General features: G+C 28.9%; 29 protein-coding genes and 1 tRNA gene. 9 read left to right on the top strand and 21 right to left on the bottom strand.

Annotation, left to right across the window (positions count from 1 at the left end; genetic code table 11):
• Positions 1-44: 44 nt before the first annotated feature.
• A complete protein-coding gene (gene rpsT / locus CAMP5060_RS02115) occupies positions 45-308 on the top strand; it encodes a 30S ribosomal protein S20 (protein WP_039617063.1) in 264 nt (87 codons plus the stop codon).
• A 4-nt stretch (positions 309-312) separates the two neighbouring features.
• Entirely contained in the window at positions 313-1,380 is a 1,068-nt protein-coding gene (gene prfA / locus CAMP5060_RS02110) for a peptide chain release factor 1 (RefSeq protein WP_214135721.1), read from the top strand.
• A 9-nt stretch (positions 1,381-1,389) separates the two neighbouring features.
• Here the strand turns inward: prfA and CAMP5060_RS02105 are convergent, their stop codons facing one another.
• The 3 genes from CAMP5060_RS02105 to CAMP5060_RS02095 all read right to left on the bottom strand — a co-directional run bounded on the left by CAMP5060_RS02105 (position 1,390) and on the right by CAMP5060_RS02095 (position 5,235).
• A complete protein-coding gene (locus CAMP5060_RS02105; RefSeq protein ID WP_087699094.1) occupies positions 1,390-1,968 on the bottom strand; it encodes a transglycosylase SLT domain-containing protein in 579 nt (192 codons plus the stop codon).
• A gap of 68 nt (positions 1,969-2,036) precedes the next feature.
• Positions 2,037-3,608, bottom strand: a complete 1,572-nt coding sequence (gene recJ / locus CAMP5060_RS02100; protein ID WP_214100509.1) for a single-stranded-DNA-specific exonuclease RecJ — start codon at positions 3,606-3,608, stop codon at positions 2,037-2,039.
• Positions 3,598-5,235 carry a CTP synthase gene (locus tag CAMP5060_RS02095; protein WP_337217823.1) on the bottom strand — a complete coding sequence of 546 codons (1,638 nt, stop codon included), beginning with the start codon at positions 5,233-5,235 and terminating at the stop codon, positions 3,598-3,600. Before CAMP5060_RS02095 ends, recJ begins: the two co-directional genes overlap by 11 nt.
• Positions 5,236-5,334: 99 nt before the next feature.
• Between CAMP5060_RS02095 and thyX the strand changes: the two genes are divergently transcribed.
• The gene (thyX, locus tag CAMP5060_RS02090; RefSeq protein ID WP_087699097.1) at positions 5,335-5,967 is read left to right on the top strand and encodes an FAD-dependent thymidylate synthase; all 633 of its coding nucleotides are present in this window, start codon (positions 5,335-5,337) and stop codon (positions 5,965-5,967) included.
• A gap of 14 nt (positions 5,968-5,981) precedes the next feature.
• On the opposite strand, the gene CAMP5060_RS02085 is transcribed toward thyX, so the two are convergent.
• From CAMP5060_RS02085 to dnaA, 13 genes are all read right to left on the bottom strand, one after another.
• Complete coding sequence (locus CAMP5060_RS02085) at positions 5,982-6,191, bottom strand: alkylphosphonate utilization protein (protein ID WP_039617052.1); 210 nt, start codon at positions 6,189-6,191, stop codon at positions 5,982-5,984.
• Positions 6,192-6,200: 9 nt separating this feature from the next.
• Positions 6,201-6,842: an outer membrane beta-barrel protein gene (locus CAMP5060_RS02080; RefSeq protein WP_337217822.1), complete on the bottom strand. Its 642-nt coding sequence runs from the start codon at positions 6,840-6,842 to the stop codon at positions 6,201-6,203.
• Positions 6,843-6,895: 53 nt separating this feature from the next.
• A complete protein-coding gene (queF, locus tag CAMP5060_RS02075; protein ID WP_039617048.1) occupies positions 6,896-7,282 on the bottom strand; it encodes a preQ(1) synthase in 387 nt (128 codons plus the stop codon).
• 44 nt (positions 7,283-7,326) lie between these two features.
• The gene (locus CAMP5060_RS02070) at positions 7,327-8,079 is read right to left on the bottom strand and encodes an urease accessory protein UreD (protein ID WP_337217821.1); all 753 of its coding nucleotides are present in this window, start codon (positions 8,077-8,079) and stop codon (positions 7,327-7,329) included.
• Between the two features lies 1 nt (position 8,080).
• A complete protein-coding gene (gene ureG / locus CAMP5060_RS02065) occupies positions 8,081-8,680 on the bottom strand; it encodes an urease accessory protein UreG (RefSeq protein WP_337217820.1) in 600 nt (199 codons plus the stop codon).
• Positions 8,681-8,690: 10 nt separating this feature from the next.
• Entirely contained in the window at positions 8,691-9,359 is a 669-nt protein-coding gene (locus CAMP5060_RS02060) for an urease accessory protein UreF (protein ID WP_087699102.1), read from the bottom strand.
• 2 nt (positions 9,360-9,361) lie between these two features.
• The gene (locus tag CAMP5060_RS02055) at positions 9,362-9,829 is read right to left on the bottom strand and encodes an urease accessory protein UreE (protein ID WP_052243344.1); all 468 of its coding nucleotides are present in this window, start codon (positions 9,827-9,829) and stop codon (positions 9,362-9,364) included.
• On the bottom strand, positions 9,829-11,526 hold the full coding sequence (gene ureC, locus CAMP5060_RS02050) for an urease subunit alpha (RefSeq protein WP_214136400.1): 1,698 nt from the start codon (positions 11,524-11,526) through the stop codon (positions 9,829-9,831). The genes CAMP5060_RS02055 and ureC overlap by 1 nt, the downstream gene beginning before the upstream one ends.
• Positions 11,523-12,194 carry an urease subunit beta gene (ureB, locus tag CAMP5060_RS02045; protein WP_039617037.1) on the bottom strand — a complete coding sequence of 224 codons (672 nt, stop codon included), beginning with the start codon at positions 12,192-12,194 and terminating at the stop codon, positions 11,523-11,525. Before ureB ends, ureC begins: the two co-directional genes overlap by 4 nt.
• A gap of 47 nt (positions 12,195-12,241) precedes the next feature.
• Positions 12,242-12,769: a zeta toxin family protein gene (locus CAMP5060_RS02040; RefSeq protein ID WP_337217819.1), complete on the bottom strand. Its 528-nt coding sequence runs from the start codon at positions 12,767-12,769 to the stop codon at positions 12,242-12,244.
• Between the two features lie 7 nt (positions 12,770-12,776).
• Positions 12,777-15,095, bottom strand: coding sequence for a DNA topoisomerase (ATP-hydrolyzing) subunit B (gene gyrB, locus CAMP5060_RS02035; protein ID WP_115644741.1), 2,319 nt, complete (start codon positions 15,093-15,095; stop codon positions 12,777-12,779).
• A 9-nt stretch (positions 15,096-15,104) separates the two neighbouring features.
• The gene (gene dnaN / locus CAMP5060_RS02030; protein ID WP_214100502.1) at positions 15,105-16,172 is read right to left on the bottom strand and encodes a DNA polymerase III subunit beta; all 1,068 of its coding nucleotides are present in this window, start codon (positions 16,170-16,172) and stop codon (positions 15,105-15,107) included.
• A 132-nt stretch (positions 16,173-16,304) separates the two neighbouring features.
• Positions 16,305-17,633 (bottom strand): chromosomal replication initiator protein DnaA, encoded by a 1,329-nt coding sequence (dnaA, locus tag CAMP5060_RS02025; protein ID WP_214125671.1) that lies wholly within the window; start codon positions 17,631-17,633, stop codon positions 16,305-16,307.
• 122 nt (positions 17,634-17,755) lie between these two features.
• Between dnaA and ruvC the strand changes: the two genes are divergently transcribed.
• Positions 17,756-18,232, top strand: coding sequence for a crossover junction endodeoxyribonuclease RuvC (gene ruvC / locus CAMP5060_RS02020; protein WP_337217818.1), 477 nt, complete (start codon positions 17,756-17,758; stop codon positions 18,230-18,232).
• Between the two features lie 2 nt (positions 18,233-18,234).
• On the opposite strand, the gene CAMP5060_RS02015 is transcribed toward ruvC, so the two are convergent.
• On the bottom strand, positions 18,235-18,867 hold the full coding sequence (locus tag CAMP5060_RS02015) for a hypothetical protein (RefSeq protein ID WP_087699106.1): 633 nt from the start codon (positions 18,865-18,867) through the stop codon (positions 18,235-18,237).
• 120 nt (positions 18,868-18,987) lie between these two features.
• Here CAMP5060_RS02015 and CAMP5060_RS02010 point away from each other — a divergent pair, with 120 nt between their 5' ends.
• The gene (locus CAMP5060_RS02010) at positions 18,988-19,608 is read left to right on the top strand and encodes a DUF305 domain-containing protein (protein WP_087699107.1); all 621 of its coding nucleotides are present in this window, start codon (positions 18,988-18,990) and stop codon (positions 19,606-19,608) included.
• Between the two features lie 7 nt (positions 19,609-19,615).
• On the opposite strand, the gene CAMP5060_RS02005 is transcribed toward CAMP5060_RS02010, so the two are convergent.
• The 3 genes from CAMP5060_RS02005 to CAMP5060_RS01995 form a co-directional block, all read right to left on the bottom strand.
• A tRNA-Val gene (locus tag CAMP5060_RS02005) sits at positions 19,616-19,691 on the bottom strand.
• A 45-nt stretch (positions 19,692-19,736) separates the two neighbouring features.
• The gene (locus tag CAMP5060_RS02000) at positions 19,737-20,927 is read right to left on the bottom strand and encodes a replication-associated recombination protein A (protein ID WP_337217817.1); all 1,191 of its coding nucleotides are present in this window, start codon (positions 20,925-20,927) and stop codon (positions 19,737-19,739) included.
• The gene (locus CAMP5060_RS01995; RefSeq protein WP_261530162.1) at positions 20,924-22,099 is read right to left on the bottom strand and encodes a YdgA family protein; all 1,176 of its coding nucleotides are present in this window, start codon (positions 22,097-22,099) and stop codon (positions 20,924-20,926) included. The genes CAMP5060_RS02000 and CAMP5060_RS01995 overlap by 4 nt, the downstream gene beginning before the upstream one ends.
• 131 nt (positions 22,100-22,230) lie before the next feature.
• Here CAMP5060_RS01995 and glmM point away from each other — a divergent pair, with 131 nt between their 5' ends.
• Genes glmM through hemJ form a run of 3 tightly spaced genes read left to right on the top strand, consistent with a single transcriptional unit; the run spans position 22,231 to position 24,459 of the window.
• Positions 22,231-23,568 carry a phosphoglucosamine mutase gene (glmM, locus tag CAMP5060_RS01990; protein ID WP_039629248.1) on the top strand — a complete coding sequence of 446 codons (1,338 nt, stop codon included), beginning with the start codon at positions 22,231-22,233 and terminating at the stop codon, positions 23,566-23,568.
• Positions 23,561-24,016 (top strand): signal peptidase II, encoded by a 456-nt coding sequence (gene lspA / locus CAMP5060_RS01985; protein WP_214100498.1) that lies wholly within the window; start codon positions 23,561-23,563, stop codon positions 24,014-24,016. The genes glmM and lspA overlap by 8 nt, the downstream gene beginning before the upstream one ends.
• Complete coding sequence (gene hemJ / locus CAMP5060_RS01980; protein ID WP_039619499.1) at positions 24,010-24,459, top strand: protoporphyrinogen oxidase HemJ; 450 nt, start codon at positions 24,010-24,012, stop codon at positions 24,457-24,459. The genes lspA and hemJ overlap by 7 nt, the downstream gene beginning before the upstream one ends.
• Positions 24,460-24,484: 25 nt before the next feature.
• Here hemJ and CAMP5060_RS01975 read toward each other — a convergent pair whose 3' ends face one another.
• Positions 24,485-25,822 (bottom strand): coproporphyrinogen III oxidase family protein, encoded by a 1,338-nt coding sequence (locus tag CAMP5060_RS01975; RefSeq protein ID WP_261530159.1) that lies wholly within the window; start codon positions 25,820-25,822, stop codon positions 24,485-24,487.
• Positions 25,823-25,896: 74 nt separating this feature from the next.
• On the opposite strand from CAMP5060_RS01975, the gene CAMP5060_RS01970 reads away from it, so the two are divergent.
• Complete coding sequence (locus CAMP5060_RS01970) at positions 25,897-26,088, top strand: mini-MOMP protein (RefSeq protein WP_039619495.1); 192 nt, start codon at positions 25,897-25,899, stop codon at positions 26,086-26,088.
• The last annotated feature ends 6 nt before the right edge of the window (positions 26,089-26,094 follow it).

The following is a 26,094-nucleotide window of genomic DNA, read 5'->3' as shown; positions in this document are numbered from 1 at the left end:
ATTTTGTATAATTAGCAATTTAATTTATATAAAAAAGGAAAATTATGGCAAACCATAAATCTGCTGAAAAAAGAGCAAGACAAACTATCAAAAGAACTGAAAGAAATAGATTTTATAGAACAAGATTAAAAAACATTACAAAAGCGGTTCGTGAAGCAGCAGCAAACAATGATAAAGAAGCTGCACAAAATGCATTAAAAGTAGCTAATAAAAGCATTCACGCTATGGTAAGTCGTGGATTTTTGAAAAAACAAACTGCATCACGCCGTGTTAGCAGATTGGCATTATTGGTAAATAAATTAGCATAATTTAATGTTAGCTGATAAACTCAAACCTTTTTTAGCACGCTTTGATGAGTTAAACACTCTTCTTAGCGATATCAATATTTCTAATGATATTTCTAAAATGACAGCTCTATCTAAAGAGCAAAAAAATTTAGAACCTATAGTAGAAAAAGCAAAAGAGTATCTCAAAACCTTAGATGATATAGAAGAAAACAAACTTCTTTTATCTGATCCTGAACTAGGCGAACTTGCAAAAGAAGAACTTAAAAATCTCGAAGTTTTAAAACCACAACTTGAAGAAGAATTGAAAATTCTTTTACTGCCTAAAGATCCAAACGACGATAAAAATATATTTTTAGAAATTCGTGCAGGCACAGGTGGCGATGAAGCTTCTTTATTTGTTGGGGACTTAGTAAAAGCTTATATGCGCTATGCAGAAAATCGTGATTACAAATATGAAATCGTAAGTTCAAGTGAAGGTAGCGTAGGGGGATTTAAAGAAATTATCATTCTTATTAAAGGAAATGGAGCTTATTCAAGGCTAAAATACGAAGGTGGCACGCATAGAGTTCAAAGAGTACCTGAAACAGAATCTCAAGGTAGAGTTCATACTTCAGCTATTACAGTGGCTATTATGCCTGAAGTTGATGATGTTGAAATTCAAATCAATCCAAATGATTTAAAAATCGATGTAATGCGTAGTAGCGGTCATGGTGGACAAAGCGTAAATACCACAGATAGTGCTGTGAGAATCACTCATATTCCAACAGGTATAGTTGTAGTAAATCAAGATGGTAAAAGCCAACATAAAAACAAAGAAAGCGCCATGAAAGTCTTAAAAGCAAGACTTTTTGAAATGCAAGAACAAGAACGCTTAGCTAAAGAAAGTGAGGCAAGAAAATCACAAGTTGGAAGTGGCGATAGAAGTGAACGCATACGCACTTATAATTTCCCTCAAAATAGAATTAGTGATCATAGAATAAATCTTACTTTATATAGACTTGATGCGATTTTAGAAGGCGGGCTTTTTGATGAAATCATCGAGCCATTAATCGCTTATTATCAAGCAGAAGCTTTAAAACAAGAAAATTTATAATTTCTTGTTTTAATTATTGCTTGCTAGTAAAACTCTATATTGTTCTTTATCTACATTTATCAAAAGAGAAGCAAGCTTAAAGGCTCTAAATTTTTCCATTACAAAAAGATCTTTACTGTCCTTTAAAACTATAGCAACTAAATTTTTCATTACTTTATCAAGCCAAATATTTTTATATTTATCATTTGCTGAATGGTATCTTCCAATGGCATTCCAACTAAAACCATGCTTTTGTATAATCTCATGAAGCAATCTTGCTGCTGTGTCAATATTTACACTAGATTTTACAATCTCTTTTTCACCAATTCCATAGCGTTTTAAATGAATACTATTAATTTGCATTAAACCATAATCTCTTGTTTGATTTTTATTTTTACCGATGATATTATGCTTATATGCAGCATTTTCTGTTAAAGCTATAGCCTTAAGTAAAGCCATGGGTATATTATATTTTCTAGCTGCAGCTTTAAAATCCCTGTCGTATTTATAAAAATTTTCAGGTATATAAGTATCGCCTATAAAAATTTTTGTATCAAAAGCAAAAGTAAAATTAAAAAACACTGCTAATAATAAAATCTTTTTTAACATTTTACTCCTTTGTAGTATTTATGCTATAGCAAATTTATAAATAAAAAATATGTGAATAAGTTAATAAATTATCTAAGAATTTCTTTAATAGTAAGTTGAGGAGTAATTAAACCTCTAAAGTTATTTTTTGAAACACTAGCTATAAAATCGATGTTTTCCCCAATTTCTGGCTCATAGTCAAAGTTAAAAAATAAAGCCTCTAAAGTTTTATTTCCTTGTGTTAAAATAAGCTTCATATGATTTTCCTCTTTACCAAGTCTTCTTTTATTTTTTACAAAAAGCTTATCAAATTTAAAATAAGGTCTTGGGTTTTTATGTCCAAAAGGTTCAAAAAAATCTAATATTTCTAAAAGCTCAAAATCAACTTCATTTGGATCAATACTACCCAAAACTTCATCTGTATTGTAAAAATCATCTTTAGGAATATTTTGACAAATTTCATAAAGCTTATTTTTAAAAACACTAAATTTTTCAAGCTCAACTAAAACTCCAGCTGCACCTTTATGTCCACCATAGCTTAAAACAAATTCTTTAGCTTGCTCTATAACATTTAAAATATCTATCCTACCTACGCTTCTAACGCTAGCTTTAGCCTTTTGTTCACATTCTGAAAAAACAAAGGCTGGCTTATTAAAATGCTTTGCTAAACGACTTGCAACTATACCCAAAACACCCTCATGCCAGTTTTGTCCATTAACAATAATCACAGGATCATTTTCATCAACTTGTTCTAAACACTGCTTAAAAAGCTCGCGTTCTTCATCTTTACGGCTATTATTATAAGTAATGATTTGCTCTAAATAACCCATAACCTCATCGATATTTTTAGAATGCAAAAATTTATAAGAAATAATCGCATCATCCATTCTACCTGCACTATTAATCAAAGGTGCAATTAAAAAACTAATATTATCAAGCTCAAATTTATCCTTACCAAAATACTGCTTAATCGCTTTAAATGCCACTCGTTTTGAATCATTAATGCACTCTATGCCTTTCCTAACTAAGGCTCTATTTAAGTCTCTAAGCTCCATCATATCTGCGATAATTGCGATAGATAAAAGCTCTATAAATTTACACATATTATAATTAATCTTACACACTTCTTTTATCGCAGCGACTAAATACCAAGCCACTTGAGCCCCACAAATTTCAATATCAGGAAATTCACAATCTTGTTGTTTAGGATTGATAATCGCATAAGCTTTTGGTAAAGTAGCTGGAGGCATATGATGATCAGTAATGATTAAATCAATTCCTTTTTGTAAACAAAGCTCTGCTGCATCAAATGCTGCTATACCATTATCTACAGTGATGATTAAATCTACCCCATCAAGTTCATTGATAATTTCTTCATTTAGACCATATCCATCTTTAAAACGATTTGGAATTTTTACTACATAATCAAAACCAATATCATCAAAAAATTCAGATAAAATCACACAAGAAATTACCCCATCTACATCATAATCCCCAACAATAGCAAGCTTTTGATTTTTCTCAATCGCTTCTTTAATACGCAAAGCGCCCTTATAGACATCTTTCAAACAAGATGGCATAGGTAAATCACAAAGCTTTACATGCGTATCGTTAATAAAACGCTGATGTAAAATTTCTTTTATTTTAGCTTTATTTAGCATGATTTGTTAAAGATGCCTTGATAAAAGAAAAAATAGCTGGATTAACTCTAACTAAGCGTGAAGTAAATTCAGGATGAAACTGCACTGCTAAGAAAAATGGATGATCTTTAAGCTCCACAGCCTCAACCAAACCTTCATTTTCCCCGCTTATAATAAGCCCGTTTTTCTCAAACATTTCTTTGTATTTTGGATTAGCTTCATAGCGGTGGCGGTGGCGTTCTTTTACACTTTTTTGATTATCATAAACCTTACTTAAAAGTGTATTTGGCTTAATATGACACTCATAAGCTCCAAGACGCATAGTTCCACCAAGTGGAGTTTTACTTGTTCTAATTTGCTTTTCTCCACTTGCGTCAATAAATTCATCAATCAAAAAGATGATAGGATTTTTACAATTTGGATTAAATTCATGAGAATTTGCATCTTCTAGTTTTAAAACATTGCGTGCAAATTCCACTAAAGAAAGCTGCATACCCAAACAAATTCCTAAAAATGGAATTTTATTTTCTCTTGCATATTGTATGGCTTTGATTTTTCCTTCTACCCCACGATAACCAAAACCACCTGCTACTAAAATTCCACTTACATCTTTAAAGCTTTCTTCGATATTTGCATTTTCTAATTTTTCACTATCGATCCATTTTAAATTTACTCTCGCATCAAGTGCTGCACCTGCATGGATAATGGCCTCTGTTAAACTTTTATAGCTTTCTTTTAAATCTACATATTTTCCTACAAAAGCAATGCTAAGTTCATTACTTGGAGCGATGACTCTTTTTACTAAAGAATCCCATTCGTTCATATTTGGCTTTAAATTTTGAAGATCTAATAAACTTGCAATAGAGTTTAAAATATCTTGTTTTAAGAAATTTAGTGGAATTTGATAAATACTAGCTGCGTCCACACTTTCTATAACACAGTTTTTTTCAACTCCACATGAAATTGCGATTTTATCTTTTAACTCTCTATCTAAAGATTTTTCACTTCTACAAATAATCATATCAGGGCTTATACCTATACGGCGTAATTCTCCCACGCTATGTTGAGTTGGTTTTGTTTTAAGCTCTCCTGCTGCTTTGATAAATGGCACTAAAGTCAAATGAATATTAATAGCATTGTATTTACCCACTTCAAGCTTTAAAGCTCTAATAGCTTCTAAAAATGGTAAGCCTTCTATATCTCCTACTGTACCACCTATTTCAACAATTAAAATATCTTTATCAACTCCAGCCTTTTTAATGCGATCTTTTATCTCATCAACTATATGAGGAATTACTTGTATGGTTTTTCCTAAGTAATCTCCTCTTCTTTCTTTTTCTATAACACTTTGATAAACTCTTCCTGTTGTGAAGTTATTATCCTGAGATAAACTCTCATTTAAAAACCTCTCATAATGTCCTAAGTCTAAATCTGTCTCAGCTCCATCATCTGTAACAAACACTTCCCCATGCTCTAAAGGACTCATCGTACCAGGATCTACATTAATATAAGGATCTGCTTTTAAAATACTTACTTTTAAATCTGAATTTTTTAAAATAGTAGCTATAGAAGCTGCTGCTATACCTTTTCCTAATGAGCTTAAAACACCGCCGGTTACAAAAATATACTTAGTTTGTTTTAATTTCATAAAATAGCCTTATTTCTTTTTTTGAAATTATAACGAATAAAAAATTTTATTTTTATAAACATTTGTGTAAAATTCAATTATTTTTGAAGGAATTTTTCGATGAAAGTCACATTATTAAATCATACTCCACTTTCTGTATGCTCTCATGCAACAAGAACATGTTGGCAAAGTTTTGACAAAGGCGATTGTGGTGGCGAAAAAGATAAAGAATTAATCGATCGAGTGGGAAATAAATTCAAACATGCTTCAACCTTAGAGCATTTAAACTATACTTTTTATATACAAGGTATTTCAAGAGCATGCTTACAAGAAGTCGCAAGACACCGCCACACCAGTCCTAGTGTCAAAAGCACAAGATATACTTTAAAAGAACTAAGAAATGAAAGTGAATTTAAAGAAAATGACTTTGAAAATGCTAAAAGATACTTGGTATTAACCGGAAATGAAGTGGTAGATAATGCAAGTATCAAAGCTTTAGAAAATCTGCGTTTGATTTTGCAAAATAGTATTAGTTTAGACATAGCAAAATACTGCTTACCAGAAAGCTATAAAACAGAATTAACTTTAACGATTAATGCAAGAAGTTTGCAAAATTTTATTACTCTAAGAAGCTCAAAATCAGCCCTTTGGGAGATAAGACAACTCGCAAATGCTTTATTTGAAAACTTACCTGAGGAACATCAATTTATTTTTAAACATTGTGTTTATCAAGAAGAAAATTCCCAAGATTGATTGGGAATTTTTACTTATATTTTTTTAAGAAATTCAGTTTTTAAAACAATCACACCAAATTTATCTACCTTAGCTTCAATTTCAGTGTCTTTGTTTGTAAGCTTAATATTTTTTATAGTCGTGCCACGCTTTAAAGTAGTACTTGCGCCTTTAACCTTTAAATCTTTAACAACACTTACACTATCACCTGCATTAAGTTCAGTTCCATTTGCATCTTTTGGCATATATTCTCCTTAGAATTTATAAGTATATCCTAGATATAAACCATAATTTGTTTGTTTAGGATCATAAAAATTTGATGAATTAGCAGTGCTGAAATTTCTTGTATCATAATGAGTTTGTTCAGCTTTAAAACCAAACTCAATTTCATTTGCTTGATTTAACTCATACAAAGCACCGATTTTTGCCCCATACGTATAACCATCAAAGTCTTGAGATAAAGATAAGAAACTTGTTTTTAAAGTCATATCCGTTCTTGCATAACCACCATATACACCTAAAACCGCTCTTATTTTTTCAAAGATTTTTGGAGTAAAATCATAACCAAGCAAAAACTTATGTGTAGTAAATTCTCCATCAATTTTTAATCTTGTGGTGTTGATTACATCACTAAATTCACTTGAATAATTATAAGCACCATAAAGTCTATGATTTTCACTAAAACGATAACCTATTCTTAAACCAAAAACAGGAACATCGCCTTCTAAATCACCATTGATTTTTTTATTATTTTTAGTATGTTCAAAATCAGATTTTACCTTAGTATGAAACCATCCTGCATCAATACCTAAAAGCAAACCTGAATTTTCATCTGCTAAAGCCAAATTTGAAATCAAAGCCACACTTGCAACTAAAGAAAATAATTTTAATCTCATATTTTCCTCCTTTAAAATAAGACTTAATATATCTTTTTATTTTTAATAAAAATTTAATTTTGTGGCACTACTAAATCTGATCTACACTCAATCACAGTATGCACATTACCACGAGGATTAAAATCGCCTACTACTTTTATCCATTTTGGATCAAGTTTTTCTTTTAAAGTATTATAAATTTCATTAATACTTGCTTCATGCGAAACATTTCTATACATAAAGGTATTGATATAAAGTTTGATTGCTTTAAGTTCTACTACTAATTTATTTGGAATGTATTCTAAGTAAATTGTAGCAAAATCAGGATACCCGCTACGCGGACAACAACACATAAATTCAGGTAAAGTGATTTTAATCACATAATCATTTTTTGCATCATTTGGCCAAACTTCCATATTTTCTACACTAAATTCTTTGATTTCTTTTTCACCATATCGCATTTATAATCCTTAGTTTTTTTAAAACTTTATAATACCACAATATTTTATATTTTATTTTGACAAAATTTAAAAAGCTTATCTTGAAGTAAAAGTAATTTTTCACTTTCATTACTAAGAATTTTTATACACAAACCCTCATAAAAAAGTTGATTTATATCGTCAAATGAAGCTTTTAATTCTTCATAAAACTCATCGTATCCAAAAAGATAAATACTCAAATAATGCGTATGATTTGCAAAAAAATTTAATTCATTTTCTTTCATATAGGAAGGATTGATTTTAATTTTATCATTTAAAATTAAAGTATCATTTCTATAAATTTGAGTTAAACTCTCATAATTTTTAAAAGCAAATTTTTCATCCATAGCCACTCTACCAAAAATAACAAAATCAACATAAACTAATCTTGAAAAAGAAGCTAGATTGATCTTTGTATTTTGTATAAAATTTGCATTTTCTTGAAGCAAAAGTGGCTTTGGCATATAAAAAAAGCTTGCATTTTCTTCAAGAGTAAAATCAATATTTTTACTTGCAAAAGAATCTTTAGTATCATATACCTTTTCATAACTTTGTGTGAGTATAGCGGTGTTTGTACTTTTCTTACATATGATTTCAAAACTTAAATGATCCTCTTTGAAAATTCCAGCACTAGAATTTAAAACATATATACTAGTTAATTTTTTATCATAAAAATTCCTCATAAGCTTAAAAGGAGGTGTGAAAAAAGAATTTTTTATGATAGTTTTTTCATTGATAGTATCTAATGTAAGTTGAAAAACACTCTTTTGAGCAAACAAATCAATCCTTTAAAAGTGTGTATTTTTTAATCCAAATAATGATTTCATCTAAACCTTCTTTAGTTTGAAGATTACTCATGATAAAAGGTCTATCTCCACGCATTTTTAAAGTATCTTCTTGCATGATTTTTAAAGAAGCATTCACATAAGGAGCTAAGTCTATTTTATTGATAATCATTAAATCAGATCTACAAATAGCAGGACCACCTTTGCGTGGAATTTTTTCTCCTTGGGCAACATCTATAACAAAGATAAAAAAATCCACAAGTTCAGGTGAAAAAGTCATCGATAAATTATCTCCGCCACTTTCTATAAAAATAAGATCTAAATCACTAAAACGCTCTTGTAAAAGTTCAACAGCTTCAAGATTACAAGAAGCATCTTCTCTAATGGCTGTATGAGGACAGCCTCCAGTTTGTACTCCTATGATTCTTTCTTTTTCAAGAATGCCTTGTTTGATTAAAAAATTTGCATCTTCATTTGTATAAATATCATTTGTAATCACAGCCAAAGAAAGCTCATCTTTTAAAGCTTGACATAAATTTAATACTAAAGCTGTTTTACCACTACCTACAGGACCACCTATGCCTATTTTAACCATTATAACCCTTTTAAGAAATATAAATTTTAAATGCTAAATTTTGGTGTTTTATACCCAAATAATCATTTAAGATATTGTGATTTTCACACCAATCTTTTAAAGTTAAATTTTGTAATTTAGAAAGAACCTTTTGAAAATCTTGCTGTAGTTGAAAAAGTAAAATCTGCCCTTCATTTTGCGATAAAGGCACAATTTTCACAAGAATATTAATAAAATTACTCATTAAAGCAAATAAAAAACTTTCATACATAAAATCAAGCTCATTATCTTTACAAAATAAAGCATACACAAAAGGATAAATAGGAGTTTGATTTTCTTTAATGTATTGATTTAATAAAGGATTTGATAATCCATAAAGATTGACATTTTTTACAAAGCGTTTAGCTAAAAAAACATAAGCTTGACTTTGTTCTTTTACAACTATACTTGATAAAAATTTTCTTTGAAAGACTAGTAAATTTTTTACATCATTTGCATTTTCATAAGCTATTTTCAAAGCTAAAAGTTCAAAATACAAAATATTAGAATAAAGCTGAGTTTTTAAAACTTTTTTAGCATCTTCTATATTTTTTATATAAGCAAAATTCACATAAGATTCTAAACCAAAAGAATGTGAAAAAGCTCCTATAGGAAAAGAAGAATCACTAATTTGTAAAAGTAAAAAATTTAATTTATTCATCTTTATTCTTTAATAAGTTTAAAATTTGGATCAACTTGGATAAAACTTGGCATATCAAGCATATATTTTGGCTCTAAAATTTCCTCACATTTTTCGTATTTTATATTAAATTTTTCTAAAAACCTTATAATAGAGTTTTGTTCTAAAGTAAGAAGTTTATGATCTTTATAAAATAAATTTAAATGCATATTACCCACTTGATAACTTATTAAAGCAAGGTTGTATTCATTTTCTATGTGAATTTTTAAAACCTTTTCAGGTTTGATTTTCACTAAAATCAAAAAATCCTCATCATATAAACAATCATTATGATTTAAACCTTTATTATCAGGCATTTTTATAGCGACATCTAGTCCTTTTAAAGTCGTTGTTCTTAATATCTTTTTAAAAGTATCAAACCAACTAAGCTCTAAAAAATCGCATTCTTTATTTAAATCATAATGCGTTATTTTATTTTGAAGTAAAATCATCAAATCATAAAATATTTTCTAGCTAAAGCTAAAGAATCAACACTCTTAGAGCTAATAAGCTCACCATTTATTTTTACTTCATAAGTTTGTGGATTTACTTCTATATCTTGAACTTTATCATTAAATTTCAAGTCTTTTTTAGTAATATTTCTACAATTTTTTACTGCAACACATTTTCTTTTTAAGCTTAATTTTTCAGGCATATTAGCTTCTAAAGAAACTTTAGAAACAAAATGTAAAGCATTTTCATTTAAATTTGCTCCAAACATTTTTTCATAGATAATAGGCTCAGGTGTTGGGATAGAAGCATTAGCATCGCCTATTTTTGCACCTACTATCAAGCCACCTTTTAAAATAAGCTTTGGTTTTACTCCAAAAAATTTAGGTTGCCAAAGCACTAAATCAGCAAATTTTCCTACTTCAATAGAACCAACATAACTATCAATCCCATGTGCAATAGCAGGATTTATAGTGTATTTTGCTATATAGCGTTTAATACGGAAATTATCATCTAAATCATTATCTTCTTTCAAGGCACCAAATTCTTTTTTACATTTATCAGCACTCTGCCATGTTCTTAAAATCACCTCACCTACACGTCCCATAGCTTGAGAATCACTACTCATAATGCTAAAAACACCCATATCATGAAGTTTATCTTCTGCTGCTATAGTTTCAGGACGAATTCTACTATCTGCAAATTCAACATCTTCTTTGATTTTATTATCTAAATGATGACAAACCATAAGCATATCTAAATGTTCATCAATGGTATTTTTAGTAAAAGGCATAGTAGGATTAGTACTTGCAGGTAAAACATTTTCAAAACCTGCCATTTTAATAATATCAGGAGCATGGCCACCACCTGCACCTTCAGTGTGAAAAGTATGGATAACTCTACCATTAATAGCTTTAATCGTATCTTCTACAAAACCTGCTTCATTTAAAGTATCTGTATGAATAGCTACTTGTATATCCATTTCATCAGCTATATTTAAACTAGCATCAATCACACTAGAAGTAGCACCCCAATCTTCATGAATTTTTAATCCACATGCACCAGCTATAATTTGCTCTTTTAAAGCATTTTTATTACTTGAATTTCCTTTACCTAAAAAGCCAAAATTCATAGGATAATTTTGCGTAGCTTTTAACATAGAATGTATATGATAAGCCCCACTTGTGCAAGTTGTAGCATTTGTTCCCTCACTTGGTCCTATACCACCTCCTATCATAGTAGTAACACCACTATATAAGGCACATTCAATTTGAGTTGGGGAAATAAAATGTATATGAGTATCAATACCACCTGCAGTTACTATTAAACCTTCTGCACCAATAATATCTGTATTTGTGCCTATAATTAAGCTAGGATCAACTCCATCTTGTATATCAGGATTACCTGCTTTTCCTATACCTACTATATAGCCATTTTTTATCCCAATATCTGCTTTATAAATACCGGTATAATCAACGATCAAAGCATTAGTTAAAACTAAATCCGGAAAGTCTCCCTCGCTCACACTTTGAGCCATACCATCTCTGATATTTTTACCACCACCAAATTTAACTTCTTCGCCATATAAAGTATAATCTTTTTCTACTCTTAAAATTAAATCTGTATCTGCTAATCTTACTCTATCATTAGTTGTTGGACCATACATATTTACATAGTCTTTTTTGCTAATCTTAATCAAAGAAATCCTTTCTCTTTTGCTTTTGATAAAGCTTTAGTTTTATTTTCATCATTGATAAAATCATCACAAAGATTATTAAAACCTAAAACCTTTTTTAAACCACCAAATTCTATTAAACTTACTGTTTTTTCTTCACCTGGCTCAAATCTCACACTTGTTCCTGAAGCGATATTTAACCTTTTTCCATAAGCTTTTTCTCTATCAAAAGATAAAAAGCGATTAACTTCAAAGAAATGAAAATGCGAGCCAACTTGTATGGGACGATCACCTTTATTGCTTACTTTGATTTCTATAGAAGTTTTATTTTCATTAAGCACAATAAATTCTGATGATAAAAATATCTCTCCAGCTTTTATTTTATCATCATTTGCTATAGGTTCATGTATAGTAACTAATTTTGTGCCATCTTCAAAAGGAAGTTCTATTTGAATTTCATCAAGCATACTTGCAACACCATCAATCACATCTTCACTTGTAAGTAAAGTTTTTCCTATGCTCATCAATTCACTTACACTTAAATTTTTCCTTGCAAGTTCCATTAATTCATAACATATATAAGCTAAAGCTTCATTGTAATTTAATTTTATTTTTTGCTCTTTTCTATCTTTAGCTATTTTCCCTGCGTAATGAAGCATTAATCGTTGCAATTGCTGCTGAGTAAAATGCATTTTAATCCTTATAATTTTTTAGATATTATATAACTATTTACTTACTTTTAGGCAAAAAATTCTATTGCATTTTTTAATTCAGCTTCATAGTCTTTTTGAATTTCTATGAAAGGAAGATTTAAATTTTCACATTGAGTTTTAAGTTTTTGATGATTTAAAATAAGAGTGTTTATTTCTTCTTTTTCACTAAATAAACGCTTTTCTATAATATTTTCATTTTGATAGATTAATGCATAATTTTGTAAAATATATTCTTTTGAAAAAACGATATAAAGTATTTTAACATCACAATGATTTTGAAATTTTTGTAGCTTTTTTGGAATAAGATAAATTCCTTCAATGATTAAATTTTGTTTATTTTCTATACAAGTTTGAATTATACCATCTACAATAGGAAATAAAAACTCAGCTATTTTTTCATCCTCATCTACTTTAAAAGGAAAATTTTTCATTCCTTTAATCAAACCCATTTTTAGATGATCTAAACTCAAATAAGGATAAGAAAATTTTTCAAGAAGTTTTTGAGCAAGCAAGGTCTTACCACTATGACCTTGCCCTCCAATTAAAAAAATCATTTAAAGATTAAACATCCAAATGCTTAACATCTTTAGCATGAGCTTGTATATACTCACGGCGTGGTTCTACATCATCGCCCATGAAAAGGTTAAAAGTATCATTTGCTCTTTGAGCATCTTCTATGGTAATCTTTAACAAACGACGATTACTTGGATCCATAGTTGTTTCCCAAAGTTGTTCAGGATTCATCTCACCAAGACCTTTATAGCGTTGTATATAAGCACCTTTTTTAGCATTTTTTTCAACTTCATCTAAAATTTCTAAAATATCTTTATCAAATTTTAAATCTCTATCTTTAATTTTTTGATAAATATAATTTGCTTCTTCATATAAAGGATTAGCAAATAAATCATCATTGATGATAAGCTCTTCTAAACCATTTTCAGTTTGCACATAGACACGAATTTCATTTTCATTGATATATGAATTTAAGATATTGTGATTTTGTTTTTCTAAAAATTCTTTTATAACTTTAAATAATTCTTCATTAGAAGCTTTTATTAAATCAGGATTTTCTATCAAATATCTAATCACTGAAATTACATTAAATCTTTTTTCTAATTCTTTTAAAACACTTCTATAAGCTGCAACGATTTTTAAAAAATCTTTTAAATCATTTAATCCTATACCCTCATAAGTAGAACTCTCTATACCTGTTTCGATCAAATAATCATTTAAAGCTTTTTCATCTTTTAGATAAATTTCTTTTTTCTGACCTTTTTTATAGCGATATAAAGGTGGTTGAGCTAAATAAATATGTCCATTTGTTACAAGATCATTCATAAAGCGGAAGAAAAATGTCAAAAGCAAAGTTTGTATGTGAGAACCATCCACATCAGCATCGGTCATGATGATGATTTTATGATATCTTAATTTTTCTATATCAAACTCATCACCGATTCCACAACCAAAAGCTGTGATCATATTTTGAATTTGCTCACTTTTTAAAATTTTATCTAGTCTTGCTTTTTCAACATTGAGTATTTTACCTCTTAAAGGTAAAATCGCTTGGAAAGTTCTTTCTCTACCTTGTTTTGCAGAACCTCCCGCACTATCACCCTCAACTAAATAAATTTCACTTTCACTTGGATCTTTACTTTGACAATCAGCTAATTTTCCTGGTAAAGTCCCTACACTTGAACTTTCTTTTTTTCTTGTTAATTCTCTAGCTTTTTTAGCTGCTTCTCTACCACGAGCTGCCATTAAAGCTTTATTCATAATAGCTTTTGCTTCGATAGGATTTTCTTCAAAGTATTTTGTTAAATACTCAAAAGAAGCTTTAGAAACTATAGGTCTAACATAGCTTGAACCTAATTTTCCTTTAGTTTGTCCTTCAAATTGCGGTTCAGGTACTTTAACACTTACAACTGCTATTAAACCTTCTCTTACATCATCACCTGTGATTTTAGAATCTTTCTCTCTAGCACTAGCATTAGCTTCAATATAATTACTTATAACACGAGTTAAACCCATTCTAAAACCTGCTTCGTGCGTTCCACCATCTGGAGTTTTAATATTATTTACAAAGGAAAGTAAATTTTCACTATAACTATCATTATAAAGCAATGCTACTTCGACATTTACATCTTCTTCATCTACATTGAAAAATATAGCCTTAGTTAGAGCTTGTTTTTTATTTAAATCTGTAACAAACTGACTTATACCACCTTCAAAATGAAAACTTTCTGCTTTTCCTACGCGATTATCTTTAAAATTTATAGTAATTTTTGGATTTAAATATGCAAGTTCACGAAATCTTTTAGCTAAAATTTCATAATCAAAATCAGTCACTTCAAAAATTTGATCATCTGGCCAAAATTCTATGATTGTTCCTGTTTTTTTACTTTTACCTATGGTTTCAAAATTACTTGTGACTTTACCTTCTGAAAATTCTTGTCTGTAAATTTCTCCATCTCTATGCACTGTAGCAACTAATTTTTTTGATAAAGCATTTACAACGCTCACACCAACCCCGTGTAAACCACCTGAAACTTTATAAGTATCTTTATCAAATTTTCCACCTGCATGAAGCACGGTTAAAACTACAGTTAAAGTAGGGATATTTTCAGTAGGGTGAATTCCAACTGGGATCCCTCTACCATTATCACTTACTATACAAGAACCTTCTGTGGTAATTTCTACATTAATCGTATCACAAAAACCTGCCATAGCTTCATCGATAGAATTATCCACTACTTCATAAATCATATGATGAAGACCGCCTATGTTGGTATCACCTATATACATACCAGGGCGTTTTCTAACAGCTTCTAAGCCTTTTAAAACTTTAATATTTCCTGCGCCGTAATTTTGATTTTCTTGCATTTATTTTCCTTATAAAATAACTGGCATAATTACAGTTTGTAATTCTTCACTTGAAACTAAAAATGCCATATGAGGTTCATTTATGCTAAGTTTAAATGTTTCACTTTCAATAGAATTTAAAAAGTCAGTGATGAATTTATTTTTTATACAAAGATTAAATTCCTCATCTATATTAAGTTCCATTTCAAGTTCAGTTTTTGCTTCCATATTATCTAAACTAATACCTTCAAATACAAGTTTATCTTTATGGAAATTTAATTTCATTTTTTCAGTGATTACATTGATTTTTTTCAATGCATCCATAAATTCCTCAGTTTTAAAAATAAATTCTTTTGTGATATTTTTTGGAATTACTCTTTCATAATCAGGGAATTTATCATTAATAAGTTTTGTAAAAAACTCAAAATTATCATTTTTTGCAATCAATATATTTTCATCATAATAAATTTCAATTTTTTCAAAAAAGATTTTTTGCATTTCTAAAATAGCTTTTTTAGGAATGCAAAGATTAAATTCTTTTTCATTTGTTTTATTTAGTGTAAAAACTGCTAAGCGTTTTGTATCTGTTCCTACAAAGCTGATGTGAGTAGTTTTTATGTCAAGTAAAGCACCATTTAAAGAATACTTTGGATTATTTGTATCAACTGCAGGTAGGATTTTTTTCAAAGATCTACTTAAATCACTTGAATCAATATCGAATTTATCTTTTCCTTCAGTGTTTGGAAAATTTGGAAAATCTTCATAATTAAACATAGGAAGTTTATATTTAGTTCCTTTTTGTCTAATAAAAAGGAAATTTTCTATGGTTTCTAAAACTACATCTTCGTTATTTAAACTTTTAATAATATCTAAAATACTTTTAGCATTAGCAGTTGCAAAACCTGCACTTTCAACTTTGATTTTTTTGATTTTATAATTAATACCTATTTCATAATCACTTGCTCTTATGATTAGTTTATCTTCAACTACTTCAAAAAGTAAGTGAGAAGCGATGTTGCTTGAGTCTTTTTTATCTACATAAGAGTTAGTTAAAACTATGGCAGATTCTAGAGTGTTTTTATTAATGCTAATTTTCATTTTTACTTCCTTTGTTTTTTAAATTTATTTTATCATAATAATAAGCAATGTGAAAATGTGAAATGCTTTTTAAAAGTCTTTTTTTATAGAAATTTTACTCGTAGAATAAAATTTTTTGTTTTTCACTTTTATTCACAGGGTGCTTTTTATTTTTGTCAAAATTTTATTTCTTAATTCTTCTACTATGGCTTTTAAATTTTCATTTTCACTCATTAGTTCTTGAATTTTTTTAATATTATGTGAAATGGCGGTGTGATCTTTCATATTAAAAAATCTAGCAAGTTGAGGCATAGACATAGTTGTAAGTTCTCTTGCTAAATATATCACAACCCTTCTTGCCATAACGATATTTTGTGTTTTTTTGTTTGATTTTATATCATTTGGCTTAAGATTATAGCTTTTTGAAACATCAGCAAGTATATCTTCAACACTGATATTTTCTTTTGTTTCTTTGATGTGGTCTTTCATAAAGCTTTTAACGACTTCTAAAGTGATTTCTTGGTTAAAAAGTCTTGCTTGAGCATTTAAATTTGTAATCATTCCTTCTATTTCTCGGATATTATCCCCCATTGAAGTAGCGATGTAACTTATGACTTCAGACTTGAGATAAATAGCATTAAATTCGCATTTTTTCTTAATAATTGCGATTTTTGTATCAAGCTGAGGTGGAGTGATATCTGCGATGATCCCATTTGCAAAGCGACTTTTTAAGCGTTCTGTTATGCCTTTTAACATATTTGGAGGATTATCACTTGTCATAATGATTTGTCCGAATTTTTCTTTGATTTCATTAAAAGTAAAGAAAAATTCTTCTTGAATTTTATCTGTTTTACCTAAAAACTGCACATCATCAATGAGTAAAACATCGCAATTTTTGTATTTTTCATGAAATTTACTCATGGTTTTATTATTTAAATGCATGGTAAAATCATTGATAAAATTATCACTTGTAGCATAAATAACCTTATATCCATTATCCAAACACACATTTCCTACGGCTTGAAGCAAGTGAGTTTTTCCAAGTCCTGTAGGGCCATAGATAAAGATAGGATTGTATAATTTTCCAAGTTTGCTTTTATCGGTAATGGCTTTGCAGGTCGCATAGGCAAATTGATTAGAATCCCCTACAACAAAGCTTTCAAAAGTAAAAGAAGGATTTAAAATAGTGCTTTGAAATTTAATCTGTGAAATATCTGTAGAAAAATGTTTTTTCTCTACCTTTTGATCATTTGTGATGATTTTAATTTGAGGGTTAATTCCTGTTTTTACTTCATAAAAATAAGCTAGTTTTTGTGCGTATTTTGTTTGTATAAATTTAGCTAAAAAATGATTTGGTGCGATAAATACTAAGATATTATTTTTACTTAACTTTTCACTAAATTGTAAGTGAGAAATGTAAGTATTGTATTCGTTATTGCTAATTTCAGTTTTAAATTCAAGTAAAAAATCTTTTATATTCATTATTTTTCTTATAAATTATGATGTAAAACTTAAAATTCTAGCTTATTTTTTATAAAAAATGGTTAAAATTATTCACATAAAAATTTAAATTTCACATCTATGTGAATAAAAAGGTGAAAAGTTTGAAAGTTTTAGGGATAGATCCTGGTTCTAGGTATTGTGGATATGCTATTGTAGAAAGGATTAATAATAAAAATCAACTCATAGAAGCAGGGCTTATCAAAATCAAACCTAATGATTTGCAGTATCAAATCACAGAATTATGTGAAGGGCTTGATCTAATCTTTAAAAATCATCAATTTGATGAGGTAGCTATAGAAGATATATTTTTTGCTTATAATCCAAAAACGGTTTTAAAATTAGCTCAATTTCGTGGAGCTTTGAGTTTAAAAATCTTACAAACTCATGGAGAATTTGTAGAATACACGCCTTTACAAGTGAAAAAAACGGTAACAGGTAAAGCAAAAGCTACTAAAGAGCAAGTAGCTTTTATGGTGAAAAGATTGCTTGGAATTTCAAAAGATATCAAGCCACTTGATATTACTGATGCTATTGCAGTGGCCTTAACGCATTTAGCAAATTTGAGAGTAAAAAAGTGATTTTATTTTCCACTACCTATGAAATAAATTTCAACATCATGTAAAAGTTTTTCACATACTGCTGAATCAGTGCTTTTTTCTACTACTAGGTTGATGTGGTTTTTTGTATCTCTAAAGCTACCTGCAGATTTTGAATTTTTTAATTCTAATTTTTGATTATCTTTTAGGTATTTGATAGTTATTACAAACTTATGTGCTGCGCTTGCTTCGCCTAGATTAGTTTCTATTAAAACATTCATATTTGATGCTTTTGCTAAAGTTGCTTGGGTTTTATTGATCACTTCTTTCATTCTTCTATTGAGTTCTAAAATTCTTGAAATGAATTTATTATCTATACTTTCAAATGCGATTTTTAGTTTATTCATGATTTCTTGATTAGTTGGTTTATCAGGAGCTACATACACCATATAAAGACCATTTTTAATATCTACTTTAGTGCTTTTTGTATCACGCCCACTACCAAAAATTTTAATATAAATGGCATTATCAAGATATACTCTATCTATCATAGGCCCATAAATTTCATATTCTCTTTTTCTTACGATTACTTCTCTTGCGGCTACTTGAATTTTTACTGAACAATCATGAATTATAGGTTCCATTTCTTTTTTTATCTCAAGTAGTTCTCTAAGCATTTTCCATCCTTGTGTATTTTTAAATAAATTATAACAAAAAAAAATTGAATTTTTTTGTTAATTTTAGTTTGTGATATTTTTATATATTTTTGATTTTAAATTAAAAGTTTAAGGAAAAAAATGAAAATAAAAACTATAGTTTCAAGTTTAGTTTTAGCAAGTGCTTTATTTGCTGCAAATTCTCACCATGCTCATCATGGAGTTTCTGGAAGTATTTCATCACAAATCATGATGAGTATGCATGAACCTATGATGAAAAATCCTTTAGTACAAAGCAATGACATAGAAAGAGATTTTTTAGCTAATATGATTCCACATCATCAAGGTGCTATTGATTCATCTAAACTTTTACTAGAACATACTAAAAGTGAAGAGATGAAAAAAATCGCTCAAAATATCATCAAAGCTCAAGAAAAGGAAATCCAAGAATTTCAAGAAATTCTAGATAAAAATCTTTATACAAAAACTCAAATTGATGAAGAAACTTATAAAAAATTTGTCCAAGAAGAAAAAGAGTTAATGCAAAAAATGATGATTTTAATGAGTTCGGTTAAAGAAAGCAAGAACATCAATAAAGACTTTTTAGAAGCGATGATAGCACATCATCAAGGTGCAGTAGATGCTTCAAAACAAATTTTATTTTACTCTAAAGACAAAACTATCACTGATATAGCGAAAAAAATCATCTTAGATCAAGAAAAAGAAATTCAGGAATTTACGAATTTATTAAAGTATATGTAATAAAAAATGGTGGCTCCGATTGGACTTGAACCAACGACCACCACCATGTCAAGGTGGTGCTCTACCAACTGAGCTACGGAACCAAAAAATGAAAATTATATAAAAATATTTTTACATTGTGCTTAAAATCACTTTTTAACTCTTTTCATATCATTTAGCCACAAGTCTAGTTGTGCTTCAAAACCTATGCCTTTGCTATGATAAAATTTCAAATCTTTTTCTAGGTATCTTTGCTTAACCCAGCCACCAAAATCATGCGGATAAAGGTAGTTTTTTCTTTGAGGATTATTATTGTCAAGATAAGGAAGTATTTTTAACGCAGGGTTGTTTTGCACATAATTTAGCGCTTCATTTATAGCAAGATAACTTGAATTTGACTTAGGCGAACTTGCTAAAAATACCACACATTGAGCTAAGATGATCCTAGCTTCAGGATAGCCTATGTTTTTTACTGCTATGAGTGTGCTTGTGGCTAGATTAAGTGCTTGAGGGTTTGCATTTGAGATATCTTCACTTGCAAATATCACTAATCTTCTAGCGATGAAATCCGCACTTTCGCCCCCATCAATTAATCTTGCAAGATAATACAAACTCGCATCTATATCACTTCCTCTTAAGCTTTTTATCATAGAACTAGCTAGTTTATAGTGTGTATCTTTACTTGAAGTGCCATCGCTTAAAACATTTGCTCTTAATTTTTTCAAAGTTTTAAGCGTGATATGAGTGCTATCTAAAGCCAAAGCAAACTCACATAAATTTAAAAAGCTTCTTGCATCATTTGCACTAGAAGTGATTAAAAAGTCTTTGGCATCATCGTCGATTTTACAATGGAGTTTTTCTTGTACCTTTGTGGCAAGTTTTTCTAAGTCTTTATACTCTAAACCTTTAAATTCAAAAAGCATACTTCTGCTTCTTATGCCTGAAGTTAAAGTAAAGTAAGGGTTTTCAGTGCTTGCACCTATGAAAAGGCATTTTTGATTTTCCAAAGGGATTAAAAGCATTTCTTGTTGAGTTTTTGAAAGCCTATGTACCTCATCAATAAATATCAAAGGTTTGTATAAAGAATTTTCATATTTAGCTAGTATTTTTCTAAGCTCTTCAAGTTTAAAATTCCCTCCATCAAACTCATAAAAGTCTAGTTTATACTCATATGCTATAGCTCTTGCAAAAGAAGTCTTCCCACAACCTGCTGGGCCAAAAAATATACTATGAGGGAGTTTTGAAACTTGTATGAATTTTTTAAAAATTTCTATTAAATTTTCTTGTCCTAAAACCTCATCTAAAGTTTTAGGACGAAAAGTTAAACTTAAATTTGTCATTGTGGATTTATGGTAAGTCTTTCACCATTAATGATAGTTGTAACATCACTTTTATTAGAATCATCATAGATAAAATCAAGCACATAAGAGCCATTATTATCTACAAAATAAGTATCAAAATTTGCAAAATCAGGCCAAATTTGACTAGGAAGAATTTCAGTGTTTGCATGCAATTGTGATTTTATATTATTTTCAGTGAAAATAGTTTGTCCATTTGCGTCAAATTTTTTACCTTCTTTTTCAAAGCTTAGATTATTTAAGATGATTTGAGGGTTTGCTTTTAAAAACTGACTTGCTAAAAGCATCATAGAAAAAATATCAGTATTTGAGTTTTGCACTAAACTATCATAAGCTTTTTTAGAAAGATTATTAAAATTCATATCTAAATTAATGTTATTTAACATAAAGTTTTCATTTGCAAGGTTAAATTTAGCTAAATCTAGTTTTAAAACACTATCATAATCATTTTGAGCATTTTGAGCTGTTTTTGCAAAAATTTTTAATTTATCAAAGTCAAAAGCAATGGAACTTATAAAATTAACGCTATCAATGCTTATATTTTGCTCACTATTTCTACTAGGACTAAAAATATCATTAAAACTTAATTTTTGTATAGGAAATTCAGAAATTTTGATATTTTTTGCTTCTAATTTTTCTTCATGAGATAGTTGTTCTAATAAAATATAACCTAGATTAAGCTCCATATTTTTTACAAATTCTTCAGAACCTGTAATCTTAAAAGATGTATTATTTAAAACTAAATTTGTATCATTGCGCGTAAAATTAATATCATTTATTTTTGCATTGATGTTAATGTCTCCACCTTTTGCGCTAACTAAGATTTTAAAGATTTCTTCATTTGGGAAAATACCTTTTAAGTCTTCATTTTCATTTAAAATAGAAACGATAGCATTATTACTTGCAAAAAAATTATTAGAAAAATCCACATTCACTTTAAAACTATAAGGTAAGTCATTCAGTGTAGCTATAAAACTTCCTTTGGAATTTAAAAGTCCTTTGATATAGTTAGCATCTTCAACACTATAATATGCTGTATCTTGACTCATTTGAGCAAATATTTTTCCATTGATAGAGTTAATGTAAGAAGCTGAGGCAAAAAACCCTATAGCTAGTAAAACTACTACTACAACTCCTGCGATGATTTTTTTCATTCATTTTCCTTAAGTGAAATTTTAGAAATTATATATTTTTATTACTAACTAATGCTTATAAAATTCTCACATTTATACATTACTTAACTTTTTTTCTTATAATTGCACTATTTAAAATCAAAGGTAAAAAAATGAAACTTTTTGGAACAGATGGAGTACGTGGTAAAGCAGGGGAGTTTTTGGATTCATTTTTAGCCATGCGTTTGGCTATGGCTGCTGGAATTTATTTTAAAGACAAAGCTCTTACAAACAATATCTTAGTAGGAAAAGATACAAGAAGAAGCGGTTATATGATAGAAAATGCTATCGTTTCAGGGCTTACTTCTATAGGTTATAATGTTATAGAAATAGGTCCTATGCCAACACCTGCTATTGCGTTTTTAACTGAAGATATGCGTTGTGATGCAGGGATTATGATATCAGCTTCGCATAATCCTTACTATGATAATGGTATTAAATTTTTTGATGCCCATGGAAATAAACTTGATGAGCAAGCAGAAGCAAAAATAGAAGAAATTTATTTTAACGATAAACTCATAGAAGAAGCAAGAACAACAAAATCACAAATTGGTCAGGCAAAAAGAATTGATGATGTGATAGGAAGATATATTGTTTCTATAAAAAATTCTTTTCCTAAAGAGCTGACTTTAAAGTCTTTACGCGTTGTGTTAGATGTGGCTCATGGAGCTTCTTATAAGGTAGCACCTACGGTTTTTAAAGAACTAGGTGCAGATGTGATTGTGATCAATGATAAGCCAAATGGTTTAAATATCAATGAAAATTGCGGGGCTTTACATCCTTTAAATTTAGCTTTAGAAGTAAAGAAATTTAGAGCAGATGTGGGTTTTGCTTTTGATGGGGATGCGGATCGTTTGGTTGTTGTGGATGAAAAAGGCGAAGTAGCTCATGGAGATAGTCTTTTGGGTGTTTTAGCTTTATTTTTGAAAAAACAAGGCAAGTTAAAATCAAGTGTAGTTAGCACTATAATGAGTAATGGTGCTTTAAAAGAGTTTTTAACTAAACATAAAATCACACATGAAACTTGCAATGTAGGCGATAAATATGTACTTGAAAAACTCAAAGAATGCGGTGGAAATTTTGGCGGGGAGCAGAGTGGGCATATTATTTTTAGTGACTATGCAAAAACTGGAGATGGTTTGGTAGCTGCTTTACAATTTAGTGCTTTAATGCTAAGTGAAGCAAAAAGCGCAAGTGAAATTTTAAATCAAGTTAAACCTTACCCACAGCTTTTGCATAATCTTAAAATTTCAGAAAAAAAAGACCTAAGCAAGCTTGCAGGCTTAGAAGAATTGAAAAAAGATTTAGAAAAAAAAGGAATTGCTAGTTTGTTTAGGTATTCAGGTACAGAAAATTTAATACGCTTATTACTTGAAGCAAAAGACATTAAGCTTTTAGAAAAAGAAATGAAAGCTGTTGAAAGCTTTTTTATGAAAGCATTGAATGCTTAAAATTTTATCTTTAAAATTTTGGCTTGTTTTTGCTTTAGTTTTTATACTAGATCAAGTAAGTAAGTATTTGTTTTTGCAAGGGCTTGAGTATAAGGGTGAATTTTTTGATTTAGTTTTAACCTATAATACCGGTGTAGCCTTTTCAATGTTTGCATTTTTAGGAGAGTATTTAAAATACATACAACTTGTTTTTATTTTGGCTTTGTTTGTGTATTTGCTTTATCAAAAAGAATTTTTTAGAACACATTTGATCGCTTTTGCTATTATGCTATCTGCTGGGTGTTCAAATTTACTTGATCGATTTGTGCATATAGGTGTGGTGGATTTTGTATTTTGGCATAAGTGGTTTGAATTTGCTGTGTTTAATTTAGCTGATGTGATGATAAACATTAGCGTAGCTTTGATTTTAATAAAAGAAATTTTTAATAAAAAAGGAGAAAAATGTTAGATTTTTTAACTGACTGGTATTTATGGATTAAAATGGTGCATTATTTAGCTTTTGTTTCTTGGATGGCTGGATTGTTTTATTTACCAAGACTTTTTGTATATCATACAGAACATAAAGACAATAAAGGCTTTGTGGAAGTGGTAAAAATTCAAGAAAGAAAATTGTATTTTTATATCCAAACACCTGCTATGATTGTAACTTTAATAAGTGGTAGTTTAATGCTTCATGCTAATAAAGCTTTAATGGTTGGATCAGGATTTATGCATGCTAAATTAACCTGTGCTTTGCTTTTAATTATTTATCATTTGCAAAATTATTATTATTTAAAACAACTTCAAAATGATACTTGCAAAAAAAGTGGGAAATTCTTTAGAGCTTATAATGAAATTCCAACGATATTATTTATAATCATCGCTATTATGATGGTGGTAAGACCATTTTAGTAAAAAGCCTTAAAAAAAAGGCTTTTTATCCTTTAAACTCCATGCTTTTAAAATCAAGTGGATCAACATTTTCTTGCATGATATTTATGCGTTCTTTATCTTGTAAGCGTTTATCATCTCTAAATACAGCACGCACTAAATCCATACCTGTGTAAAAATCTTTCATTAATACCATAAACAAATAACATCCAAATTCACTTGTATATAAAGTATTGTTTTCTTTTTTTATAGCCTTGCTTAATTTAAGACCTAAAAGTTCTATAAAAAGATCTTTTTCTAAATTACATTCTAAAGTTTTATTAAATTTATCAATTTCGATTTTACCAGTAAACATTTCGGTTAAAAAGACATATTTGATGATTTCTTTTTTACTAAAATTAGCTTTAGCAATATTTGCATTTTGTTTTTCCTTGATGAGCTTAGAATAATCATTTAAATTAAAAGCATTGATTAAAAGCTCTCCATCTAAAAAGCTAAAAGCCCCGCTTCCTACACCCAAATACTCATGATGGCTACTTACATACTCATCATTAAAGCTACTTTTTTCTAAAGAAAATGACCACGCATTATTTCTTTCATAATCTTTGAAAAAATCTACAATGATTTTATAAAATTCAAATTCATTATCTTTAAAACTTACTCCTAGAGTTTTTGCGATATTATCTTTTGTGAGGTTTGATTTCATCAAAGGATAAGTTGTGATTTGTTGAGGTTTTAAGTTTTTGGCTATTTCTAAGTCATTGAGTAATTGTTCTTTGGTTTGAGAAGGAAAATTAAAAATCAAATCAATACTCATGATAGGAAGCACACCTATGGCTTTAGAAAGCTTTTCTTGAAGTTCTTTGCTAGAGCCAAATTTATGATACCTTGCTACTTTTTTTAAAGTATCATCATCAAAGCTTTGTATACCACAACTTAAACGATCTATAAGTCCTTTAAACATTTCTAACTTTTTAGGTTCGATATGATTAGGGTCAGTTTCGCAAGAAATTTCTTTGATGTTAAATAATTTTTTGCAAAGTTCTAAAGTTTTAGCAAGCTCTTCTTCATTGATTAAAGTAGTGCCGCCACCCACATACATAGAAGTAAAATCAAATCCTTTGTCTTTGATTTGTTTGATTTCTTCTCTTAAACTTTCAAAATATCTTTTTGCTAAATCTTCATTGTAATAATACTTATGAAAACTACAATATGGGCAAAAAGTATGACAAAATGGTATGTGAGCATAAAGCATATAAGATTTTTTTGGATTAACTTTTTTTTCTTGTCCTTCTTTTAAAAGTTTCACATCAAAACCATTCTCTAAAGATTTTTGCATAGCCTTGTGTGAGTAAGAAAGAGCTAAGTTTTGTAAAAAATTCATATTTTTCCTAAAATTTCATTTTGTAGTTATTTAAAAAGACTATAATTGTATCATATTTTTACAAAGGCTTTATAATGAAAAAGATTTTTATAGCATTTTTTGTATTTTTGTTAGGATTTATAAGTGTGTCAAATTCTGCACCTTTAGATGAAATTTTTCAAGATGTTAATGTTTCAGGTAGTATGCGTTATCGTTTTGAGCATAATAGCCCAAAAGATAGAGGAAATAATAATTTTAATCAAAGAATTCAAATTCAAATGCATTAACAACTA

The organism is Campylobacter sp. 1569 (genome assembly GCF_024723675.1).
Lineage (GTDB): Bacteria > Campylobacterota > Campylobacteria > Campylobacterales > Campylobacteraceae > Campylobacter_D > Campylobacter_D jejuni_C.
Note: the sequence above shows the minus strand (reverse complement) of the source record. Positions and strands in the feature narration are given on the sequence as shown.

What these genes read in the sequence shown, in the direction of transcription:
- rpsT (WP_039617063.1), top strand. Translation starts at nt 45, where the DNA reads ATGGCAAACCATAAATCTGCTGAAAAAAGAGCAAGACAAACTATCAAA.
- prfA (WP_214135721.1), top strand. Translation starts at nt 313, where the DNA reads ATGTTAGCTGATAAACTCAAACCTTTTTTAGCACGCTTTGATGAGTTA.
- CAMP5060_RS02105 (WP_087699094.1), bottom strand. Translation starts at nt 1,968, where the DNA reads ATGTTAAAAAAGATTTTATTATTAGCAGTGTTTTTTAATTTTACTTTT.
- recJ (WP_214100509.1), bottom strand. Translation starts at nt 3,608, where the DNA reads ATGCTAAATAAAGCTAAAATAAAAGAAATTTTACATCAGCGTTTTATT.
- CAMP5060_RS02095 (WP_337217823.1), bottom strand. Translation starts at nt 5,235, where the DNA reads ATGAAATTAAAACAAACTAAGTATATTTTTGTAACCGGCGGTGTTTTA.
- thyX (WP_087699097.1), top strand. Translation starts at nt 5,335, where the DNA reads ATGAAAGTCACATTATTAAATCATACTCCACTTTCTGTATGCTCTCAT.
- CAMP5060_RS02085 (WP_039617052.1), bottom strand. Translation starts at nt 6,191, where the DNA reads ATGCCAAAAGATGCAAATGGAACTGAACTTAATGCAGGTGATAGTGTA.
- CAMP5060_RS02080 (WP_337217822.1), bottom strand. Translation starts at nt 6,842, where the DNA reads ATGAGATTAAAATTATTTTCTTTAGTTGCAAGTGTGGCTTTGATTTCA.
- queF (WP_039617048.1), bottom strand. Translation starts at nt 7,282, where the DNA reads ATGCGATATGGTGAAAAAGAAATCAAAGAATTTAGTGTAGAAAATATG.
- ureG (WP_337217820.1), bottom strand. Translation starts at nt 8,680, where the DNA reads ATGGTTAAAATAGGCATAGGTGGTCCTGTAGGTAGTGGTAAAACAGCT.
- CAMP5060_RS02060 (WP_087699102.1), bottom strand. Translation starts at nt 9,359, where the DNA reads ATGAATAAATTAAATTTTTTACTTTTACAAATTAGTGATTCTTCTTTT.
- CAMP5060_RS02055 (WP_052243344.1), bottom strand. Translation starts at nt 9,829, where the DNA reads ATGATTTTACTTCAAAATAAAATAACGCATTATGATTTAAATAAAGAA.
- ureB (WP_039617037.1), bottom strand. Translation starts at nt 12,194, where the DNA reads ATGCATTTTACTCAGCAGCAATTGCAACGATTAATGCTTCATTACGCA.
- CAMP5060_RS02040 (WP_337217819.1), bottom strand. Translation starts at nt 12,769, where the DNA reads ATGATTTTTTTAATTGGAGGGCAAGGTCATAGTGGTAAGACCTTGCTT.
- gyrB (WP_115644741.1), bottom strand. Translation starts at nt 15,095, where the DNA reads ATGCAAGAAAATCAAAATTACGGCGCAGGAAATATTAAAGTTTTAAAA.
- dnaN (WP_214100502.1), bottom strand. Translation starts at nt 16,172, where the DNA reads ATGAAAATTAGCATTAATAAAAACACTCTAGAATCTGCCATAGTTTTA.
- dnaA (WP_214125671.1), bottom strand. Translation starts at nt 17,633, where the DNA reads ATGAATATAAAAGATTTTTTACTTGAATTTAAAACTGAAATTAGCAAT.
- CAMP5060_RS02015 (WP_087699106.1), bottom strand. Translation starts at nt 18,867, where the DNA reads ATGCTTAGAGAACTACTTGAGATAAAAAAAGAAATGGAACCTATAATT.
- CAMP5060_RS02010 (WP_087699107.1), top strand. Translation starts at nt 18,988, where the DNA reads ATGAAAATAAAAACTATAGTTTCAAGTTTAGTTTTAGCAAGTGCTTTA.
- CAMP5060_RS02000 (WP_337217817.1), bottom strand. Translation starts at nt 20,927, where the DNA reads ATGACAAATTTAAGTTTAACTTTTCGTCCTAAAACTTTAGATGAGGTT.
- CAMP5060_RS01995 (WP_261530162.1), bottom strand. Translation starts at nt 22,099, where the DNA reads ATGAAAAAAATCATCGCAGGAGTTGTAGTAGTAGTTTTACTAGCTATA.
- glmM (WP_039629248.1), top strand. Translation starts at nt 22,231, where the DNA reads ATGAAACTTTTTGGAACAGATGGAGTACGTGGTAAAGCAGGGGAGTTT.
- lspA (WP_214100498.1), top strand. Translation starts at nt 23,561, where the DNA reads ATGCTTAAAATTTTATCTTTAAAATTTTGGCTTGTTTTTGCTTTAGTT.
- hemJ (WP_039619499.1), top strand. Translation starts at nt 24,010, where the DNA reads ATGTTAGATTTTTTAACTGACTGGTATTTATGGATTAAAATGGTGCAT.
- CAMP5060_RS01975 (WP_261530159.1), bottom strand. Translation starts at nt 25,822, where the DNA reads ATGAATTTTTTACAAAACTTAGCTCTTTCTTACTCACACAAGGCTATG.
- CAMP5060_RS01970 (WP_039619495.1), top strand. Translation starts at nt 25,897, where the DNA reads ATGAAAAAGATTTTTATAGCATTTTTTGTATTTTTGTTAGGATTTATA.